The following is an 18482-nucleotide window of genomic DNA, read 5'->3' as shown; positions in this document are numbered from 1 at the left end:
CCCCGCCACTCTGGCGGGGAGGGTGTCTTCTTTCCAGGATCACGCCATGAACGACCGGATCACCACGATCTCGACGGCCGGCGGCGGCTGGCGCACCCTGTGCGCCGGCCTGCTTCTTTTCTTTTGCGCAGGCCTCGCCCTGGCCAACCCATCCGACAAGCTCGTCATCGACGGCGGCTGGCGCTTCCACCTGTTGCCGGGCGACGCGCGCGAAGCGGCGCATCCCGACCTCATGCCATGGCGCGCGGCCACGGTGCCGGGCACCGTGCATACCGACCTGCTGGCGCACGGCCTGATTCCCGATCCGTATGTCGGCGCGCCCGAAGCAGGGCTGCAATGGATCGGCCTGGCCGACTGGGAATACCGCACCGCCTTCGACGTGCCGCGCGCCGTGCTGCAACGCGCGCGCAGCGAGCTGGTGTTCGCCGGGCTCGACACCTTTGCCGAAGTCTGGCTCAACGGCGTCAAGCTGCTCGATGCGAACAATGCGTTTCGCACCTGGCGCGTGCCGGTGGCGGGCCGGCTGCGTGAGCACGGCAACATCCTGCGCATCGTATTCCGTTCGCCCATCAACACGATGCTGCCGCAGGTCGCCGCGATGCCGCACAAGATCGCCGGCAACTACGCGTCGCCGTATGGCGATGAACCCAAGGATGTCCTGAGCGCGAACTTCGTGCGCAAACCCGGCTACCACTATGGCTGGGACTGGGGCCCGCGCTACGTCACGGCCGGCATCGGCAAACCGGTCGTGCTGCACAGCTGGGATGCCGTGCGCATCGACGACCTGCAACTGCGCCAGGACCGCGTCGACGCCGCGCGCGCCGACGTCGCCGCCATCGCTTCGCTGGATGTGGTGCGCGCCGGGCGCTTCACGCTGCGCCTGTGGCAAACGGCGCCCGGCGGCCAGCGCACGCTCGCCGCAACGAAGCAGATCGACCTGCGCGCCGGCGCCAACCGCATTGAACTGCCGCTGCGGATCGACGACCCGCAGCGCTGGTTCCCGAACGGCTACGGCAAGCAGCCGCTGTACCGCTACCAGCTCGACGTCAGCCATGGCAACAACACACTTGCCACGCACGCTGCGCGCACGGGCTTGCGCAGCGTCGAACTGCGGCGCGACCACGACGCCGCCGGCCAGGGCTTTTATTTCGTCATCAATGGCATTCCCGTGTTCGCCAAGGGCGCCAACACGATCCCGTTCGACATGTTCCAGCCGCGCGTGCGCCGTGAGCAATTGCGACGCGTGCTGCAATCGGCGGCCGACGCCAACATGAACATGCTGAGGAGCTGGGGCGGCGGCTATTACGAGGACGAAGATTTCTATGACTTGGCCGACGAGCTGGGCCTGATGGTCTGGCAGGACTTCATGTTCGGCGGCGGGATGCAGCCGGCATACGATCCAGCGTTTCGCGCCAATGTCGTCCATGAGGCGCGCGACCAGGTGCGGCGCCTGCGCAACCGTCCGAGCGTCGTGCTCTGGTGCGGCAACAACGAGCAGGAGATCGCCTGGAAAAACTGGGGCCACCGCAAAACACTCGAGAGCGCCGATCCGGTGTTTGCCAGTCAGGTCTGGGACGGGTATGTTGCGCTGTTCGGCGTCGACCTGCGCCACGTGGTCGCCGAAGAAGGCGGCGGCATCGGCTACTGGTCGAGCTCACCCGGCAACGATTTGCAGGAGGCTGCCAACACGCCCGGCAGTGGCGACATGCACTACTGGGAAGTGTGGGGCAATCCGGCGCATCCGGTGTCCAACTATCTCGACATCACGCCGCGCTTCATGTCCGAGTACGGGCTGCAGGCCTGGCCCGTTCAGCGCACGATCGATGCGTTTGCCACGCGCGCCGAGCAGGGCGTGGCCACGCCGGTCATCGAAGCGCACCAGAAATTCATGGCCGGCAAGGGCAACGAGCGCCTGATGAAGTATGTGCAGGAGCAGTTCGGCGAACCGGTCGATTTTCCGGCATTTGCTTACCTGAGCCAGGTGATGCAGGCCGACGGCATCGAGCTGGCCGCGCTGCACCATCGCCGCAGCCGGCCTCACACAATGGGCTCGCTGTACTGGCAGCTCAACGATGTGTGGCCCGGCGCATCGTGGTCGAGCATCGACTGGTTCGGCCGGCCGAAGGCGCTGCAGTTTCATGCGCGCCGCTTCTTTGCACCGGTCGCCGTCGCGGCATTGCGCGATGCCCGGGGCGCCACACGCGTCAGCATGCTCAACGACCGCACGCACGCCGTGCAGGGGACCTTGCGCACGCGTGTGATGTCGCTCGATGGCGCCGTGCTGCGCGATGCGCGCGAGGCTGTTACGATCGCGCCGCTGTCAGCAGTCGATGCGGGCGCGTATGCTGATGCCGACCTGCTCGCTGGCGCGGATCCCGCATCGACGGTTGCCGTGTTCACGCTGCAGGTGGAGGGCGAGCCGGCATCGACTGGCGTCGTCTACTTCGTGCCGGCGAAAGACGTCGCCTGGCGCGATCCGGTCCTGCACACGACCGTTCACCGCGATGGTGCCGGCTACCGCATCGAGATCACGGCAGCGACACTGGCGCGCGGCGTCTGGCTCGATGCCGGCGACGTCGATGCGCTGTTCCACGACAATGCCCTGACCGTGCTGCCGGGCGAACCCGTCACCGTGCGCGTGACGTCCACCGCCAGCGACAGCGTGCTGCGCGCCGCCCTCCATGTCCGTTCGCTGCGTGATGCCATGCGCGCGACCAACCCAACTTCCTGGAAGATCACCCCATGAACAAGACCCACACCATCGGCGCCGCCGTAGTTATGCTGCTGGCCGGCATGGCCAATGCCGCCGAACCCCGCACTGCGAACGGTTTTGCCACCTCTTTCGAAGCGAACGAACCCCTTCCTGCCACCGGCACGGGCGAGAGCATCCGGGTCACGCCGGGCAGTGGCCCCGACAAGCCGTATGCTGCCAAGCCGAAGACCGGCTACACGGGCCTGCGCGCGCTGCAATATCGCGCGGACGGCAAGGGCGGGCGCCTGCCGCTGTTCGCGGTCGACCTGGCAATCAAGGCCGACACGGTCCTGTCCTGGAACGTGCTGCCCGAAATCGTCGACGGCGACATCGCCACGTCCACCGGCGTGGCGCTGGACCTGGTGCTGGACGACGGCCGCCATATCTCGAGCCTGGACCTGCGCGACAACCACGGCGTGCGCATCGATGCGGCGGCGCAGGCCAGGTCGAACACGCTGTATCCGCAGCAGTGGGCGCACAAGTCCGTACGCCTGGGCAGCCTGGCGGGGCGCCGCATCAAGTCGATCGAGCTGGCGCTGCAACCCACTGCGGCCGCCGGTGCCAGCGGCTGGCTCGATGACATCGTCATCGGCGAGCAGACCCGCGCCGAAGCCAGGCGTCCAACGGATCACGTGCTGACCACGCGCGGCACCCAGGCGAACGGCACCTTCTCGCGCGGGAACAATATCCCGGCCACGGCGATGCCCCACGGCTTCAACTTCTGGACGCCGGCCACCGACGCCAGCACCCTGAGCTGGCTGTACCGCTGGAACGAGCAGAACGACGAAAACAACCGGCCGCGCCTGCAGGCGCTGTCGCTGAGCCACCAGCCGAGTCCCTGGATGGGCGACCGCCAGACCTTCCAGATCATGCCGTCGAACGCGAGCGGCCAGCCCGATCCCGACCGCAAGCGCCGCGCGCTGTCGTTCTCGCACGATAACGAAGTGGCGCGCGCGCACACGTACCGCGTGGATTTCGACAATGGTATCCGCGCCGAGATTGCACCAAGCGAGCGGGCGGCGATCTTCCGCTTCCGCTTCCCGCAAGGAGGTGACGCCAACCTGCTGTTCGATAATGTCGACGCGCGCGGCGGCCTGCGCCTGGACGCGGCCACGCAGACGCTGCGCGGCTACACCGACACGCGCAGCGGCCTGTCGAACGGCGCGACGCGCATGTTCGTGTTCGCCCGCTTCGACCAGCGCTGGCAGGCCAGCGGACCCCTGGAGACGGGCCGCCCGACCGGCTACATCAAGTTCAAGGCCGACGGCGGCGAGGTTCGCATGCGCATCGCCACGTCGCTGATCTCGGTCGAGCAGGCGCAGAAAAACCTCGCGCTCGAAATCGGCGACGCCGGTTTCGACACCGTGCGCGAACGCGCGCAGGCGGCGTGGGACAAGGAACTGGGCCGTGTGAAGGTCGACGGCGCCAGCGACGACCAGCTGACGACGGTCTACTCGAACCTGTATCGCCTGTTCCTGTACCCGAACGTCGGCCACGAAAACGTCGGCAGCGCGCAGCAGCCCGACTGGCGCCACGCCGACCAGAGCGGCTGGTCGCAGGCCAAGACCGGGGGCGACGATGACAAGACCTCGGCGCCCGTCGTCGCTGGCAAGGTGTATGTCAATAACGGCTTCTGGGATACGTTCCGCACCACCTGGCCGGCCTACGCGCTGTTCGCGCCCAAGCGCGCCGGCGAGATGGTCGACGGCTTCCTGCAGCAGTACCGTGACGGCGGCTGGGTGGCGCGCTGGTCGTCGCCCGGCTACGCCGACCTGATGGTCGGCACCAGTTCCGACGTCGCTTTCGCCGATGCCTGGCTAAAGGGCGTGCGCGGCTTCGATGCGCACCAGGCCTATGAGGCGGCGCTGAAGAATGCGACCGTCGTGCCGCCCGTGTCGAACGTCGGGCGCAAGGGCCTGGGCAAGTCGATGTACCGCGGCTATGCCGATGCGTCGGTCCATGAAGGCATGTCGTGGACGCTCGAGGGCGCACTGAACGACTTTGGCCTGGCGCAGATGGCCACCGCGCTGGCCGGCGGGGAAGGGGACACCGCACGTGGTCGCCGCTACCGTGAAGAAGCCGCGTACTTCGGCGCGCGCGCCACCGATTACGTCCACCTGTACGACCCGGCCACGGGGTTCTTTCGCGGCCGCGACGCCAAGGGCGCGTGGCGCGAACCGGCCAACGCCTTTGATCCACGCCGCTGGGGTGGCGACTACACGGAAGCGAATGCCTGGAACTTCGCGTTCACCGTACCGCACGATGCCGAAGGATTGGCCGGCCTGATGGGCGGACGCGCGGCGCTGGGCAAGCGGCTCGACACGTTCTTCGCCACGCCGGAAACGGCGCAGGCGACGTTCTCGGGCAGCTACGGCCAGGTGATTCACGAAATGACGGAGGCGCGCGACGTGCGCATGGGAATGTACGCCCACAGCAACCAGCCGTCGCACCACATCCCATGGATGTACGCGGCCGCCGGCCAGCCTGCCAAGACGCAGAAGATCACGCGCGACATCCTGGCGCGCCTGTACCTGGGCAGCGAGATCGGGCAGGGCTATGCGGGCGACGAAGACAATGGCGAGATGTCGGCCTGGTACACGTTCGCGATTATGGGCCTGTATCCGCTGCGGATGGGGTCTCCCGAATACGTGATCGGCTCGCCGGCGTTCGCGCGCACCGACGTGCGCCTGGAAAACGGCCGCACGCTGTCCGTGATCGCGCATAACAACAGCCCGGACAACGTCTACGTGCAGTCGCTCACCGTCAATGGCAAGCCGTGGACCAAGCCATGGATCCGCCACGACGACATCGCTGGTGGCGCGACGCTCGAATTCACGATGGGCAGCACGCCATCGACCTGGGGCACCGGGGCAGGTGACTTGCCGGCATCGCTGACGCCTGTTGGCAAGCGGCCTGCAGGCCTGATCGACCGCAGCAAGGGCGCCACGCTCACGCTGGACGGCAAGCGCGCTCCTGCGCCGCTGACCGACGACGACGCGGCCACCGCCGTGGAGGTGCCGGCGGCAGCGAACATCGGTGTCAACCTGACCAAGAGCGCGCGCATCAGCCACTACACGCTCACCGGCGGCAAGGCGCCGCTGGGCAAGGTGTCGTGGACGCTCGAAGGCCGCGACGCCAAGGGTGGCTGGGTGGCGCTCGACACGCGCGAGAACGAAGTCTTTGCCTGGGAGCGTCAGCTGCGGCCATTCGGCATCGCCAAGCCAGGCGTGTACAAGGCGTACCGCTTGCGCTTTGCGCAGGGTGCCGCATTCGAGCTGGCCGAAGTGGAGCTGCTCGAGGCGCGGTAAACACACCGCACTCTGGGGCGCTGCTTGTTTACTAAAACGCGCTAAAACATCGGCAGTTTAGTCTGCCCGCGTTGACGCTCCGGAGGCGCGGCTGTTATAAAACGCACTGGAACAACGCGCGCCGGATGCCATCCGGACGACGCAAAAAACGCCCACAGAGGCGTTTATTAAACCAACGATTGGAGACCGATCATGTCCATGATCACGATGCCCGGCATGCCAGAGGCGCGGCCGTGAGCCAGGTCACGCTGCGTCACATCGCCAGCGCCACCGGGCTGTCGATCGGCACCGTCTCGCGCGCGCTGAAAAACCAGGGCGGCATGACGGAAGCCACGCGCACGGCCGTGCGCGACGCGGCGCTGCGGCTGGGTTACGACTTTTCGCTGCTCAAGAAAGGCCGGATCCGCCGCATCGCCTTCCTGCTCCACAGCCAGCACAACACCCTCACGTCCAGCCCCTTCTTCACGCCCGTGCTGCACGGGGCCGAAGAAGCGTGCCGGCGCGAGGGCATCGCGCTGTCGCTGATCGTTGTCGGACCGGCCGAACCGGTGCTGGAGCAGATCCGCCTGCACCAGCCTGACGCGATCCTGTGCGCCGGCTTTTTTGAGCCGGAAATCCTCACCGCCCTGCAGCAGACCGGCAAGCCGATGGTGCTGGTCGACATGCACCGGCGCGGTTTCACGTCGATCAATCCGGACAATATCAGCGGCGGCTACCTCGCCACGCAGCACCTGCTGCGCGTCGGGCGCAAGCGCATCGCGATGCTGTCGGGGTCCCTGGCCCACTACAGCATCGGGCAGCGCAACCGCGGCTTTCGCCAGGCGCTGTTCGACGCCAAGATGCATGCCGATCCGAACCTCGAAGTGAGCGTGCCCACCATGGGCGAGGGCGACGACGGCGTGATCGAGGCGATGCGCAGCCTGCTGGCGCTGCCCAAGCGGCCGGACGCGCTGTTCTGCTACAACGACAGCACGGCGCTGGTCGCGATGAAGTACTGCCTGGGCGAGGGCCTCAAGATTCCCTACGACCTCGCCATCGTCGGCTTCGACGACATCGCCGCCGCCGCTGCCGCCATCCCGCCACTGAGCACCGTGCGCGTGGACAAGGAAGCGCTGGGTCGCGCCGGCGTCGATGCGCTGCTCGCCAAGCCCGAGCTTCAACAGACCAACTCTCAACAGCCCGGCCTCCAGCAGAGCGACGTGGACGCCACCCAGATAACCCTGCCAGTCGAGATGATCGTGCGCGAGAGCAGCTACGACGACTAGCGAACAACCACCAGCCCCCACCATGACCACGTTCCCGAACTTTCGCAGCCCGGACCAGCTGCTCGACCACGCACGCCACACGATGCGTTTCTACCACCCGCGCGCGATCGATCCCGCCGGAGGCATGTTCCACTATTTCAAGGACGACGGCGCCGTCTACGACCCGCGCCACCGGCACCTGGTGAGCAGCACGCGCTTCGTGTTCACCTACGCGATGGCATACCGCCAGTTTGGCGATCCGGCCTACCTGGACGGCCTGCAGCACGCGGTGCGCTTCCTGCGTGACGCGCACCGCGCACCGGACGGCAGCGGCTACGCCTGGATGCTGGACGGCTGCGACGTCGAAGACGGCACCCAGCATGCCTATGGCCAGGCCTTCGTGCTGCTGGCGTATTCGCATGCGACGATGGCAGGGCTGGAAGAGACGCGCCCCTGGATCGGCGAGACGTTCGACCTGATGGAAGCGCGCTTCTGGAACGCGGCCGATGGCCTGTACGCTGACGAAGCAAGCCACGACTGGCGCACGCTGTCGACCTACCGCGGCCAGAACGCCAACATGCACGCGGTCGAGGCGCTGCTGGCGGCGCATCAAGCGACTGGCGAAGCACGCTACCTCGAGCGCGCCTATCTGGTGGCCAGCAACATCACGCAGCGCCAGGCCGCGCGCTGTGGTGGCCTGATCTGGGAACACTACGACGACCAGTGGCAGCCGGACTGGAAGTTCAACATCGACGACCCGGAAAACCTGTTCCGCCCGTGGGGCTACCAGCCGGGCCACTTCACCGAATGGGCCAAGCTGCTGGTGCAGCTCGAAGCGCGCGCCCCGGGCGTTCTGACGGATGACCTGAGCTGGCTGCTGCCGACCGCCGAGCGCCTGTTCAAGGTGGCGGTAGAGAAGGGCTGGGACAACGAATTCGGCGGCGTGGCGTATTCGCTCGCGCCTGACCTGACCGTCTGCGACAGCCACAAGTACTTCTGGGTGCAGGCCGAAAGCGCCGCCGCAGCGGCACTCCTGGGCACGCGCACCGGCAACGATGCCTACTGGACCTGGTACGAACGGCTCTGGCAATACAGCTGGAGCCACTTCGTCGACCACGAGCACGGCGCCTGGTACCGCATCCTGGACCGCGAAAACCGCAAGCTCAGTGACGAGAAAAGCCCGGCCGGCAAGGTCGATTACCACACGATGGGCGCGGTCTACGACATCGTCGCCGCGATGAAAGGACCCCGCCATGGTTGATGCGCCGTTCATGCTGTGCGCCGGCGAGGCGCTGACCGACATGATCCATCAGGGCGACGAACGCTGGGTCAGCCGCGTGGGCGGCTCCACCTGGAACGTGGCGCGCGCGCTGGCCGTGCTGGGCGAACCGACGGCGTTTGCCGGCGCGATCAGCCGCGACCGTTTTGGCGACGCGCTGTGGACCGCCAGCGAAGCGGCCGGCCTGGACCTGCGCCTGCTGCAGCGCGTGGACCGCGCGCCGCTGCTGGCCGTGGTCGAGGGCGGCGAGCCGCCGCGCTACTTCTTCATCGGCGACGACAGCGCCGACCTGCATTTCGATCCGGCCGCGCTGCCGGCGGGCGCCTTCGACGGCCTGCGCTGGGCGCACTTCGGCGGCATCAGCCTGGCGCGCGAGCCGCTGGCTGCCACGCTGGTGGCGCTGGCGCGCACGCTGAAAGAGCGCGGCGTGTCGATCAGCTTCGATCCGAACTACCGCAACCTGATGGATGCGCGCTACACGCCGACGCTCGAAGCGATGGCTTCGCTGGCCGACCTGATCAAGGTGTCGGACGACGACCTGCGCGGCCTGTTCCCCGGCCTGGGTCTGGACGACGCCCTGGCGCGCCTGCGCGCATTCAACCCCGCCGCCTACTGCCTGCTCACGCGCGGCGGCCAGGGCGCGAGCCTGTTCCATGGCGACGAGCGCTGCCACGCGCTGGCGCCGAAAGTGGCGGTCGTGGATACAGTCGGCGCGGGCGATGCCAGCGCCGCTGGCCTCCTGCACAGCCTTGCACGCCATCCGCAGCGCGCCTTGCAGGCGCACCTGCACGCCGCACTGGCGGCTGGCTCCGCCGCCTGCCTGCAGGCCGGCGCTACCCCACCGCCACCGGCGGCCATGCACCAATTGTTCGAACTGCTCGAAGGAGAAGCATCGTGATGCCGCATTTCCGTACCCGTTTCAGTGTCCCCACGCTGGTGCTGGCCTGCCTGCTGCCTTTAGGCGCACAGGTCGCGCTGGCGGCCGACAGCATGCCGGTCAACACCTTCATCGGCACCCAGGATGAAGGCAATACCTTCCCTGGCGCCTCCGCGCCGTTCGGCATGATCCAGGTCAGCCCGATTGCCGACCACTACGCCGGCTACCGCTACAGCGACAAGCGGATCCGGGGTTTTGGCCACTCGTTCCTGTCCGGCGCCGGATGCTGGGAGCAGGGCGGGCAGCTGTCGGTGCTGCCGGTCACCGGCACCATTGGCCCGGGCGGGGATTTCGACACCGCCAAGAAAGGCACGTTCGACCACAAGCGCTACGCCGCCGACTACACGCATGACGGCGAAGTCGGCCAGGCCGGCTACTACAAGGTCAAGCTGACCAGCTACGGCGGCATCACGGCCGAAGCAACCGCGCTGACCCGCGCCGCCGCCGAACGCTATACCTATGCGCCGGGCACCAAGACGGGCCATGTGCTGCTCAACGTGGCCCAGGCCAACGAGCGCCATGGCGTCATCGGCAGCGAAGTGCAGGTCGTCGGCGAGCGCGCCGTCGAAGGCAAGATCGTCACCCGCAGTTTCTGCGGCGGCGCCAAGTACACGACCTGGTTCCGCATGGAGTTCGACCAGCCGATCGCCGCCAAGGGCGTCTGGGACGACCGCGGCGGCTGGCCTGGCGCCGCCGGTCCGAGCCAGCAGGGCGAAGCCAAGCCGCACGGCGTGTGGCTGACCTTTGACCTGAAGAACGGCCAGGCCGTGACCGCCGTCAGCGCGATTTCGCACGTCGACGCCGAAGGCGCGCGCGTCAACCTCGCCGCCGACGGCAAGGCCGGCGACAAAGCCTTGACCTTCGACGCCATGAAAACCAAGGCGCAGGCCACCTGGCAGCGTGAACTCAAGAGCGTGCGCATCAAGGGCGGCAGCAAGGACGACCGCACCGTGTTCTACACGGCGCTGTACCACGCGCTGCTGCAGCCGCTGACGGGCAACGACGCCGACGGCCGCTATCGCGGCTACGACGATGCGGTTCATACCGCCAAGGACTGGACCTACTACGAATTCTTCTCGCTGTGGGACACCTACCGCGCGCAGAACCAGTTGCTGGCGCTGATCCGCCCCGAGCGCGCGCGCGATATCGCGACTTCGGTGCTGGCAATCCGCGACCAGGGCGGCTGGCTGCCACGCTGGGGCTACGCCAACTTCGAAACCAATATCATGACGGGTGACCCGGTCACGCCGTTCCTCGTTGACCTGTGGCGCTTCGGCGCGCTGAAGGGCCGTGAAGCCCAGGCCTACACCGCACTGCGCGAGAACGCATTCGGCGTGCCGGCCCACGGCATTCGTCCGCAAGGCCGTTCGGGCAATCCGAACTACATGAAGCAGGGCTTCGTGCAGTACGACCGCAGTTTCGTGTCGAAAGGGATGGACACCGACCCGCACCACGGCGCCTCGGCGACGCTCGAATACGCGCTGGCCGATGGCGCGCTGGCCGAGATGGCCAAGGCGCTCGGCCACGAGGACGATGCCCGTGTGCTGGCGCAGCGCGCGCTGAACTGGAAAACGATCTGGGACGCGAACGCGGTCGACGAACCGACCGGCCAGCGCGGCTTCCCGCGCCCACGCCTGATCGACGGCAGCTGGTTTGCCGACGTTGGCAGCGGGTTCGACCCGCGTGGCGACCATGGCTTCCATGAAGGCACGGCGTGGCAGTACCAGTGGCTGGCGCCGCAGGACGTGCCGGGCCTGGCGGCAGCGATGGGCGGCCACGCGCCGGCCCTCGGCCGCCTCGACCAATTCTTCGATTACGACGCCGTGCTGGCCGACCCCAACGCCGTGCGCAAGTCGTGGGTGGTGGGGCCGTACAGCTACTACGCCCAGTTCCGCTACAACCCGAACAATGAGCCGGACCTGCACGCGCCGTGGATGTACACGCTGATGGGCCAGCCGTGGAAGACGACGACCGTGCTGCGCGCTGCCGAAACGCTGTTCACGAATGGGCCGGGCGGCGTGACGGGCAACGACGACCTGGGCACGATGTCGGCCTGGTACCTGTTCAGCGCACTGGGCATCTATTCGGACATGCCGGGCAGCGGCCGCTTCCTGCTGCACGCACCGCGCTTTGCCGGCGCCGAGATCGACCTGGCCCAGGGCCGCACGCTGCGCATCGACGCCGCGGGCGCCAAGCCGGGTCAGCGCGGCTTCGTCAAGTCGGTCAACTACGGCGGCCGCGCGGTGGAACGCGTCTGGCTCGACTGGGAGCAACTGCAGTCGGGCGGCGCGCTGAAGTATCAGCTGGCGCCACAGCCGGATGCGCAGGGCTGGGGCACACGTGCCCGCGACCTGCCACGTCCGCCCGCAGGCATGGCCCGCTAAGCACCCGACCACAATAACAATCATCAGGAGACAGCATGGCCAATATGGCAACGGGCGCGGCACCAGTCGCGCGGCAGGACGGTCCCCCCGGGACGCAACAAGGCAGTAACACGGGGGCGCTCGTCATCGTCACCATCCTGTTCTTCATGTGGGGCCTGATCACGTCGCTCAACGACGTCTTGATTCCGCACCTGAAGGCGGTCTACACGCTGACGTATGTGCAGGCGATGCTGGTGCAGTTCTGCTTCTTCGGCGCGTATGCGATCGTGTCGCTGCCAGCCGGCGCGCTGATTCGCCGCATCGGCTACCAGAAGGGCGCCGTGACGGGCCTGCTGGTGGCGGCCGGCGGCTGCACGCTGTTCTATCCGGCCGCTTCCGGTGGCTACGGGATGTTCCTGCTGGCGCTGTTCGTGCTGGCCTCGGGCATCACGGTGCTGCAGGTTGCTGCCAACCCGTATGTGGCCGTGCTGGGGCCAGCGCGCACCGCGTCGAGCCGCCTGACCCTGACGCAGGCCTTCAATTCGCTGGGCACGACGATCGGTCCGGCCGTGGGCGGTGTGCTGATCCTGTCGGCGGCCGGTGCTGCCGCCGTGGCGGGCAGCGATGCAGCGGCGGAAGCAGCCAGCGTGCGCGGGCCATACCTGATGCTGGCTGGCCTGCTGGTCGTGCTGGCCGTGATGTTCCTGATGGCGAAGCTGCCGAAGATTGTCGCGGCCGATGACGATGGCACGCCGCTGGCGGGTGCCGCCGGCTCGGTGCTGGGGCACCGCCACCTGGTGCTGGGCGCCATCGGCATCTTCCTGTACGTGGGCGCTGAAGTGAGCATCGGCAGCTTCCTGATCAACTTCATCGGCGAGCCGCAGATCGCCGGTCTGGCACACGCCGACGCCGCCCATTACGTCAGCATCTACTGGGGCGGCGCCATGGTGGGGCGCTTCATCGGCTTTGCCGTGATGCGTGTGGTCAGCCCTGGCAAGACGCTGGCGTTCAACTCGGTGGCGGCAATCGTGCTGGTACTGGTTGGCACGTTCGCGCAGGGTGACATCGCGATGTGGGCGATCCTGGCGGTTGGCCTGTGCAACTCGATCATGTTCCCGACGATCTTCAGCATGGCGCTGCACGGCCTGGGCAAGCACACGGGCCAGGGTTCCGGCATCCTGTGCATGGCCATTGTCGGCGGCGCTTTGGTGCCGTTCGCGCAGGGCGTGCTGGCCGATACGCTGGGCGTGCAGATCTCGTTCCTGCTGCCGGCTGCATGCTATGCGTTCATCCTGTACTTCGGCGCCCGCTACGCGTCGATGTATGCAACCAAGTAACCTTCACGCGTCGTAGCGGTAGCCGAGGCCGTAGATCGAGCGGATCGGCTCCAGCCCCGGCGCCGCCGCATCGATCTTGCGCCGCAGGTTCTTGACGTGGCTGTCGATCGCGCGGTCGGTGGCGTCGAGATTGTCGGCGCGGGCCGCGTCGAGCAGGTGGGCGCGCGACAGCACCTGGCCCGGCCGGCGCGCCAGCGCGGCCAGGATCGCGTATTCGCTCGGCGTCAGGTCGAGCGCGCGGCCGTGGACCTTGACGCTGCGCGCGCCTTCGTCCAGCAGCAGGGCCGCCGGCGCGACGTCGCCGCTTCCGGCGCGGCGCAGGATCGCCTTGATGCGCGCCATCAGTTCGCGTGGGCTGAACGGCTTGCACAGGTAATCGTCGGCGCCCAGTTCCAGTCCCAGCAAGCGGTCGATTTCTTCGACCCGCGCCGTCACCATCACGATCGGCACCTCCGAAAACGCGCGCACCGCGCGGCACAGCGCCAGGCCGTCCAGGCCAGGCAGCATCAGGTCGAGCACGATCAGATCCGGTGGCGCCGTGCGAATCGCGGCCAGGGCCTCTGCGCCGTCGCCATGCACGGTTGGGAGATAACCGGCCGCGCGTGCGTAGTCGGCGATCACGGCGGCCAGTTCCGGTTCGTCCTCGACGATCATGATGGTGCTGCTCATGGCGTGTCCTTTTTGAGCAGCGGCAGCGACACGGTCACGCGCAAGCCGCCCAGCGGCGAATGGGCAAACGCCAGCGTGCCACCCTGGGCGGCGAGCAGGCGCCGGCTCAAGGCCAGACCGAGGCCGGCGCCGCCATGCGCGCGGCTGCGCGATGCATCGACGCGGTAGAAGCGCTCGGCCAGGCGCGCCAATGCCGCATCCGGCACGCCGGGCGCGCTGTCGTCGAGCGCCAGGTGAAAGTGGCCGTCGTGCACCCGCGGGCTTAGCCGCACCAAGCCGCCGGGGGCCGTGTAGCGCAGGCTGTTCTCGAACAGGTTGGCCAGTACCTGGCGCAGGCGGTCCGGGTCGCCCAGCACCTGTGATTGTGCCGGCGCCGGGGCGGTCTCGAACGCCAGGCTGGCGGCCTGGAAGCGCGCGCTGAATGCCTGCGCTTCAGCGGCCGCCAGTTGCCACAGATCGAGCGGCACGCGCTGGCACGCCAGTTCGCCGACATCGGCTCGTGCCAGCGCATACAGTTCGTCGATCAGCTTCGTCAGCGCATGCACCTGCAGCACCATCGCATCGACCGTGGCTGGCGTGGCCTGGCGTACGCCATCCTGGATCGCTTCGAGCTGCGCGCGCAGCACGGCCAGCGGCGTGCGCAGTTCGTGCGAGGTGTCGGCCACCCACTGGCGGCGCGCCGCTTCGGCCTGATCGAGCCGCTCGGCCAGTGCATTGAAGTGGCGCGCCAGGTCACCCAGTTCGTCGCTGCGCTGGACCGGCAGGCGCACGGCATAGTCGCCTGCAGCCAGCGCGCCGGCACCGCGTGCGAGGCGGTCGATCGGGCGCCGGAAGTGACGCGCCAGGCCGATTGCCGCCAGCGCGCTGAGCACAAGGGCAAGTCCGCCGATCAGCCACAGGCTGCGTTGCAACTGGTCGAGAAAGGCGAACGCCATCGCGTCGCTGGGCCGCGCGCTGCGCGCGACGCCGAGATAGCCGATCGTGCGGTCATCAACCGTAATCGCGCGCCGGGCCAGTGGCAGCTTGCCCGGCGGGCGACCGGCGAGATAGCCGCCATTCGCATCGAGCAGGGTAATGCGTGTGTGCAGATCCGCGATGACGCCGGGTGGGGCGGGTGGGGGAGGCGGTAGCGGCGGCATGGGTGGGCCGGCTCGCGTGTGCAGGGGAGCGGCGGGTGCCGCAGGCGCTGCTGGGGCGACGGGGTCCACCGGCGCTACTGGACCGACCGGCCCGACCGGCGGCGCCGGCTTCCCGCGCACGGACTGCAGGCGCGTCAGTTCGCCGCCGATCCAGTCGCGCCGGTCGTCACCGGACGGCAGGAACGTCCAGTCGCCATGCTGGCTGTACTGGCGCGCGACGGCGCCAGAGAGTTCATCGAGGCGATCCAGTTCAATCGCCACCGCGTAGTCGCCGAAACTGCCCAGGACATTCTGGCGCAGCAGCAACACGGCGGCGGCGGCCACCGTCAGCATGGCAAGGAGCACGGAGGCAAAGAGGCGGTGGCCGATGGCGATTTTCACGGGCGGGCAAGGAAGTGGTGACAGTGCATGGCAAGCCATGAGCGTCGCGACGCGGCATGGTGAACGTGCACGAGGTTTGGCGGCGACTGTTCAGCCTTTGTTGACTAGCCCCTGATCGAATGACCGGCGAGCATCGCCGCGCCCGTGTGATGCGTCGTTGGTGTGCCAGCCGGATACCAGCGCGCCCGCAGTTGCATGAACGGCGTCTCGATCACGCGGTACAGTACCCAGCCGCCCAGGATGCCGGCCGCCATGACCGCTGCAATGGTCAAGGGCGCGCCGGGATCGATGCCCCTGCTGACCAATTCCGGCCGCAAGGCCATGAACACCGGCTTGTGCACCAGGTAGATGGCGTAGGACCACAGGGCCAGGCTGGCCGCGCCGGGAATGCACGCCCGGTTCAGGATCGAGCCGGGGCTGAGCGCCGAACAGGTCAGCAGCGCGAAGCTGGCGGCGACCAGTGAAAACCCGAACGTGGATGCCGCAAAAGCGGTCGGCACGTCGTTCGTTATGCCGTACAGCACAGCTGCCGACATGGCCAGGCCCGCTACCAGCAGCGCATTCCCGTGGCGCAGAATGCGTGCAAAGGCCGCCGGATGGAAATTCTTCAGCATCGCGATGGCGACACCGGGCAGCAACTCGTCGAAGCGGGAAAAGCTCGCGTAGTACACCGGCGCCGCAAAGGCATCCATCCCATCCAGGAACGCCATGCCGCGCACCGTCATGCCGGTGCCGATGGCGGCAAGAAGGGCGCACCAGAGCAGGCGCGGCGAGCGCTCGCTGCCGACCAGTACCAGCACTGCCAGCGGGAACACCAGGTAGAACTGCTCTTCGATGCACAGTGACCACGAGTGCGTGAAGGTTTCCCCATAGTTCAAACCGAAGTTCTGGGTGAAGGTAAGGAACTGCCAGACCGGCGCCATGCTCTTGCCGGCGATGGGACTATCCGGCAGCAGCAGGTACACGGCCAGCACCGCGTAGTAATTCGGCAGTGTGCGCAGCAAGCGGCGTGCGAAGAAGGTTTTCAGGTCCAGGTGATCGCCACGCGCGGCCGGCGCCAGCAGCTGATTGCCGATCAGGTAACCGCTCAGCACGAAAAACAGGTCGACGCCGGCCCAGCCGATTTTCCCCATGAAGCCGAAGGTCGGCGCGTGGCTGACGAAGCCTTGGTAGTGCGACATCAGGACCAGCGCGATGGCGAGCGCGCGCAGGGTGTCCAGCCCGGCGAGCCGGGCGGATGTGGATTGAAGCTGCATCATGCGGAGTTCTTGTCGAGGTGTTGTAGTGCTTCCGCCAGGGCGGGCATATAGGTGCGGCTGGCGCGCAGCACGCTGCCGTCATGCAGGCGCAGCAGGGCATCGCGATTGGTCAGCGAGCGCAGTTCGGCGATCATGTCCAGCCGCACGATGGTCGAGCGGTGCACACGGTGGAACTGGCGCGCATCGAGCTGCATGGCCAGGTTGTGCAGGCGCTCGCGAACCAGCCAGGTCTTGCCGTTCGCATGCAGCGTGGCGTAGTCGCCGTCGGCCTCGATGCGCTCGACCTGCGCAACCGGCACCAGCACCGTGCGCGCGCCGACACGCACGCTAAAGCTGCGCAGCGCCGGCGCGGCTGGTGGCAACGTACGGCCGTGGGCGCGATAAGGAAAGGCCTGCTGCGCGCGGTCCAGGGCTTCGTCCAGGCGTTCGTCATCGACCGGCTTGAGCAGGTAATCCAGGGCCGCCAGATCGAACGCCTGCAGGGCGAAGCTGTCGTAGGCGGTCAGCAGGATCGCCATCGGCCGCTGCGCCGGCGGCAGCGCGGCCAGCACCTCGAGCCCGGTCTTGCCCGGCATCTCGACATCGATGAATACCAGGTCGGGCCGCAGCGCCAGGATGCCGGCATGCGCGCTGTCGCCGTCACCGAACTCACCGACCAGAGCGAAGCCGCTGCGCCGCGCCAGCCTGAGCTTGACCGCCAGCCTGGCCAGCGGTTCGTCGTCGACAATGACAACCCGTATGTTCATGCCGCCGCCTCCATGCTGCGTAGCGGCAGGGCGATACGCACGCCAAAGCGGCCGTCCGGCCCCCATCCCGTCTCGACTTCCTGATCGTCGCCGTACAGGTGGCGCAAGCGTTCCCTCACGTTGGCCAGGCCGATACCGCAGCCCGGCTGCGCCGGCTGCTGACCGTCGTTGCGCACCTCGACCAGCAGGCGCCCGCCGACATGCTCAAGACGGATGTCGAGCCGCCCGGGGACGGACAGCGGCGCGATGCCATGACGGATCGCATTCTCGACGAGGGGCTGCAGCATCAGGTAGGGCATGACGTTGTCGAGCAGGTCCGGACCGGCTTTCATATTCAGGCACAGGCGTTCGCCCAGGCGTGCCTGTTCGATCTTGAGGTAGGCGTCGAGCAGGGCCAGTTCTTCCGCGAGCGAATGCTCGTGGCGGCCGTCGTGCGCAAGCGTGGCGCGCAGGAAGTCGGCCACGCAGCCGAGCATGCGGTTGGCCTCGCGGTTGGACTGGGCCGACACGAGCGCGGAAATCGCGTTCAGGGAGTTGAACAGGAAGTGGGGGTTGACCTGCAGGCGCAGCGCGCGCAGCTGGGCGTCGCGCGCTGCGGCCTGCGCCTCTGCCAGATGCAGGCGCACCTGCTGCAGCGACAGGTAGTAGGCCGCCACTGCATGTACGGCGCAGAACGCGATCAGGGCCAGCCAGCAGCCGTCCAGTCCCTCGGCCAGTTCATTCCAGCGGTAGTGCTTTTGCAGCCCGAGCCAGATGCCCAGGCCCTGTCCCAGCACGGCGTTCAGGATGGACATGGCGTAGCTGGCGGCCAGCAGCACCAGGGCCATGCGCAGCCAGGGCCAGTCACGGCGCCACATGGCGCGCTGCAGCAGCGCCAGCGGAATCAACCACACCAGGCAGGCAACGAAGTACAAGCTGCGAAAGGCCGCAGCATACTCGTAGCCGAAGACAGGCAGCCCGAGGATGGCCATGCAGGCGGCGACCGGCAGGGCGGCCAGCACGGGGACGAACAGGGGCGTTTCGACTTTCATGCCGGCTTTTCGAATTGTAGTGTTGCTATTCTATCGT

General features: G+C 67.7%; 12 protein-coding genes. 7 read left to right on the top strand and 5 right to left on the bottom strand.

Annotated features, from left to right (window positions below; all coding sequences use genetic code 11):
- The first annotated feature begins 46 nt into the window (after nucleotides 1-46).
- The 7 genes from AC56LV_RS10480 to AC56LV_RS10450 all read left to right on the top strand — a co-directional run bounded on the left by AC56LV_RS10480 (nucleotide 47) and on the right by AC56LV_RS10450 (nucleotide 13220).
- The gene (locus AC56LV_RS10480; protein WP_499557445.1) at nucleotides 47-2746 is read left to right on the top strand and encodes a beta-mannosidase; all 2700 of its coding nucleotides are present in this window, start codon (nucleotides 47-49) and stop codon (nucleotides 2744-2746) included.
- The gene (locus tag AC56LV_RS10475) at nucleotides 2743-6060 is read left to right on the top strand and encodes a GH92 family glycosyl hydrolase (RefSeq protein ID WP_499557443.1); all 3318 of its coding nucleotides are present in this window, start codon (nucleotides 2743-2745) and stop codon (nucleotides 6058-6060) included. The genes AC56LV_RS10480 and AC56LV_RS10475 overlap by 4 nt, the downstream gene beginning before the upstream one ends.
- A 233-nt stretch (nucleotides 6061-6293) precedes the next feature.
- Entirely contained in the window at nucleotides 6294-7325 is a 1032-nt protein-coding gene (locus AC56LV_RS10470; RefSeq protein WP_183555460.1) for a LacI family DNA-binding transcriptional regulator, read from the top strand.
- A 22-nt stretch (nucleotides 7326-7347) separates the two neighbouring features.
- A complete protein-coding gene (locus AC56LV_RS10465) occupies nucleotides 7348-8565 on the top strand; it encodes an AGE family epimerase/isomerase (RefSeq protein ID WP_499557441.1) in 1218 nt (405 codons plus the stop codon).
- On the top strand, nucleotides 8558-9481 hold the full coding sequence (locus AC56LV_RS10460; protein ID WP_499557439.1) for a carbohydrate kinase family protein: 924 nt from the start codon (nucleotides 8558-8560) through the stop codon (nucleotides 9479-9481). The genes AC56LV_RS10465 and AC56LV_RS10460 overlap by 8 nt, the downstream gene beginning before the upstream one ends.
- Nucleotides 9481-11904, top strand: a complete 2424-nt coding sequence (locus AC56LV_RS10455) for a GH92 family glycosyl hydrolase (RefSeq protein WP_499558000.1) — start codon at nucleotides 9481-9483, stop codon at nucleotides 11902-11904. Before AC56LV_RS10460 ends, AC56LV_RS10455 begins: the two co-directional genes overlap by 1 nt.
- A 35-nt stretch (nucleotides 11905-11939) precedes the next feature.
- Nucleotides 11940-13220, top strand: a complete 1281-nt coding sequence (locus AC56LV_RS10450; RefSeq protein WP_499557437.1) for a sugar MFS transporter — start codon at nucleotides 11940-11942, stop codon at nucleotides 13218-13220.
- A 3-nt stretch (nucleotides 13221-13223) separates the two neighbouring features.
- Here the strand turns inward: AC56LV_RS10450 and AC56LV_RS10445 are convergent, their stop codons facing one another.
- From AC56LV_RS10445 to AC56LV_RS10425, 5 genes are all read right to left on the bottom strand, one after another.
- On the bottom strand, nucleotides 13224-13889 hold the full coding sequence (locus AC56LV_RS10445) for a response regulator (protein WP_499557435.1): 666 nt from the start codon (nucleotides 13887-13889) through the stop codon (nucleotides 13224-13226).
- Nucleotides 13886-15409 carry an ATP-binding protein gene (locus tag AC56LV_RS10440; RefSeq protein ID WP_499557433.1) on the bottom strand — a complete coding sequence of 508 codons (1524 nt, stop codon included), beginning with the start codon at nucleotides 15407-15409 and terminating at the stop codon, nucleotides 13886-13888. The genes AC56LV_RS10445 and AC56LV_RS10440 overlap by 4 nt, the downstream gene beginning before the upstream one ends.
- Nucleotides 15410-15513: 104 nt before the next feature.
- Complete coding sequence (locus AC56LV_RS10435) at nucleotides 15514-16668, bottom strand: acyltransferase family protein (protein WP_499557431.1); 1155 nt, start codon at nucleotides 16666-16668, stop codon at nucleotides 15514-15516.
- Nucleotides 16665-17414: a LytR/AlgR family response regulator transcription factor gene (locus AC56LV_RS10430; RefSeq protein WP_499557430.1), complete on the bottom strand. Its 750-nt coding sequence runs from the start codon at nucleotides 17412-17414 to the stop codon at nucleotides 16665-16667. Before AC56LV_RS10430 ends, AC56LV_RS10435 begins: the two co-directional genes overlap by 4 nt.
- Nucleotides 17411-18445, bottom strand: a complete 1035-nt coding sequence (locus tag AC56LV_RS10425) for a sensor histidine kinase (protein ID WP_499557428.1) — start codon at nucleotides 18443-18445, stop codon at nucleotides 17411-17413. The genes AC56LV_RS10430 and AC56LV_RS10425 overlap by 4 nt, the downstream gene beginning before the upstream one ends.
- Nucleotides 18446-18482 lie beyond the last annotated feature (37 nt).

The sequence above is a fragment of the Telluria sp. RB2R28 genome (assembly GCF_059685835.1).
This window is presented reverse-complemented; position numbering and strand designations above follow the sequence as displayed.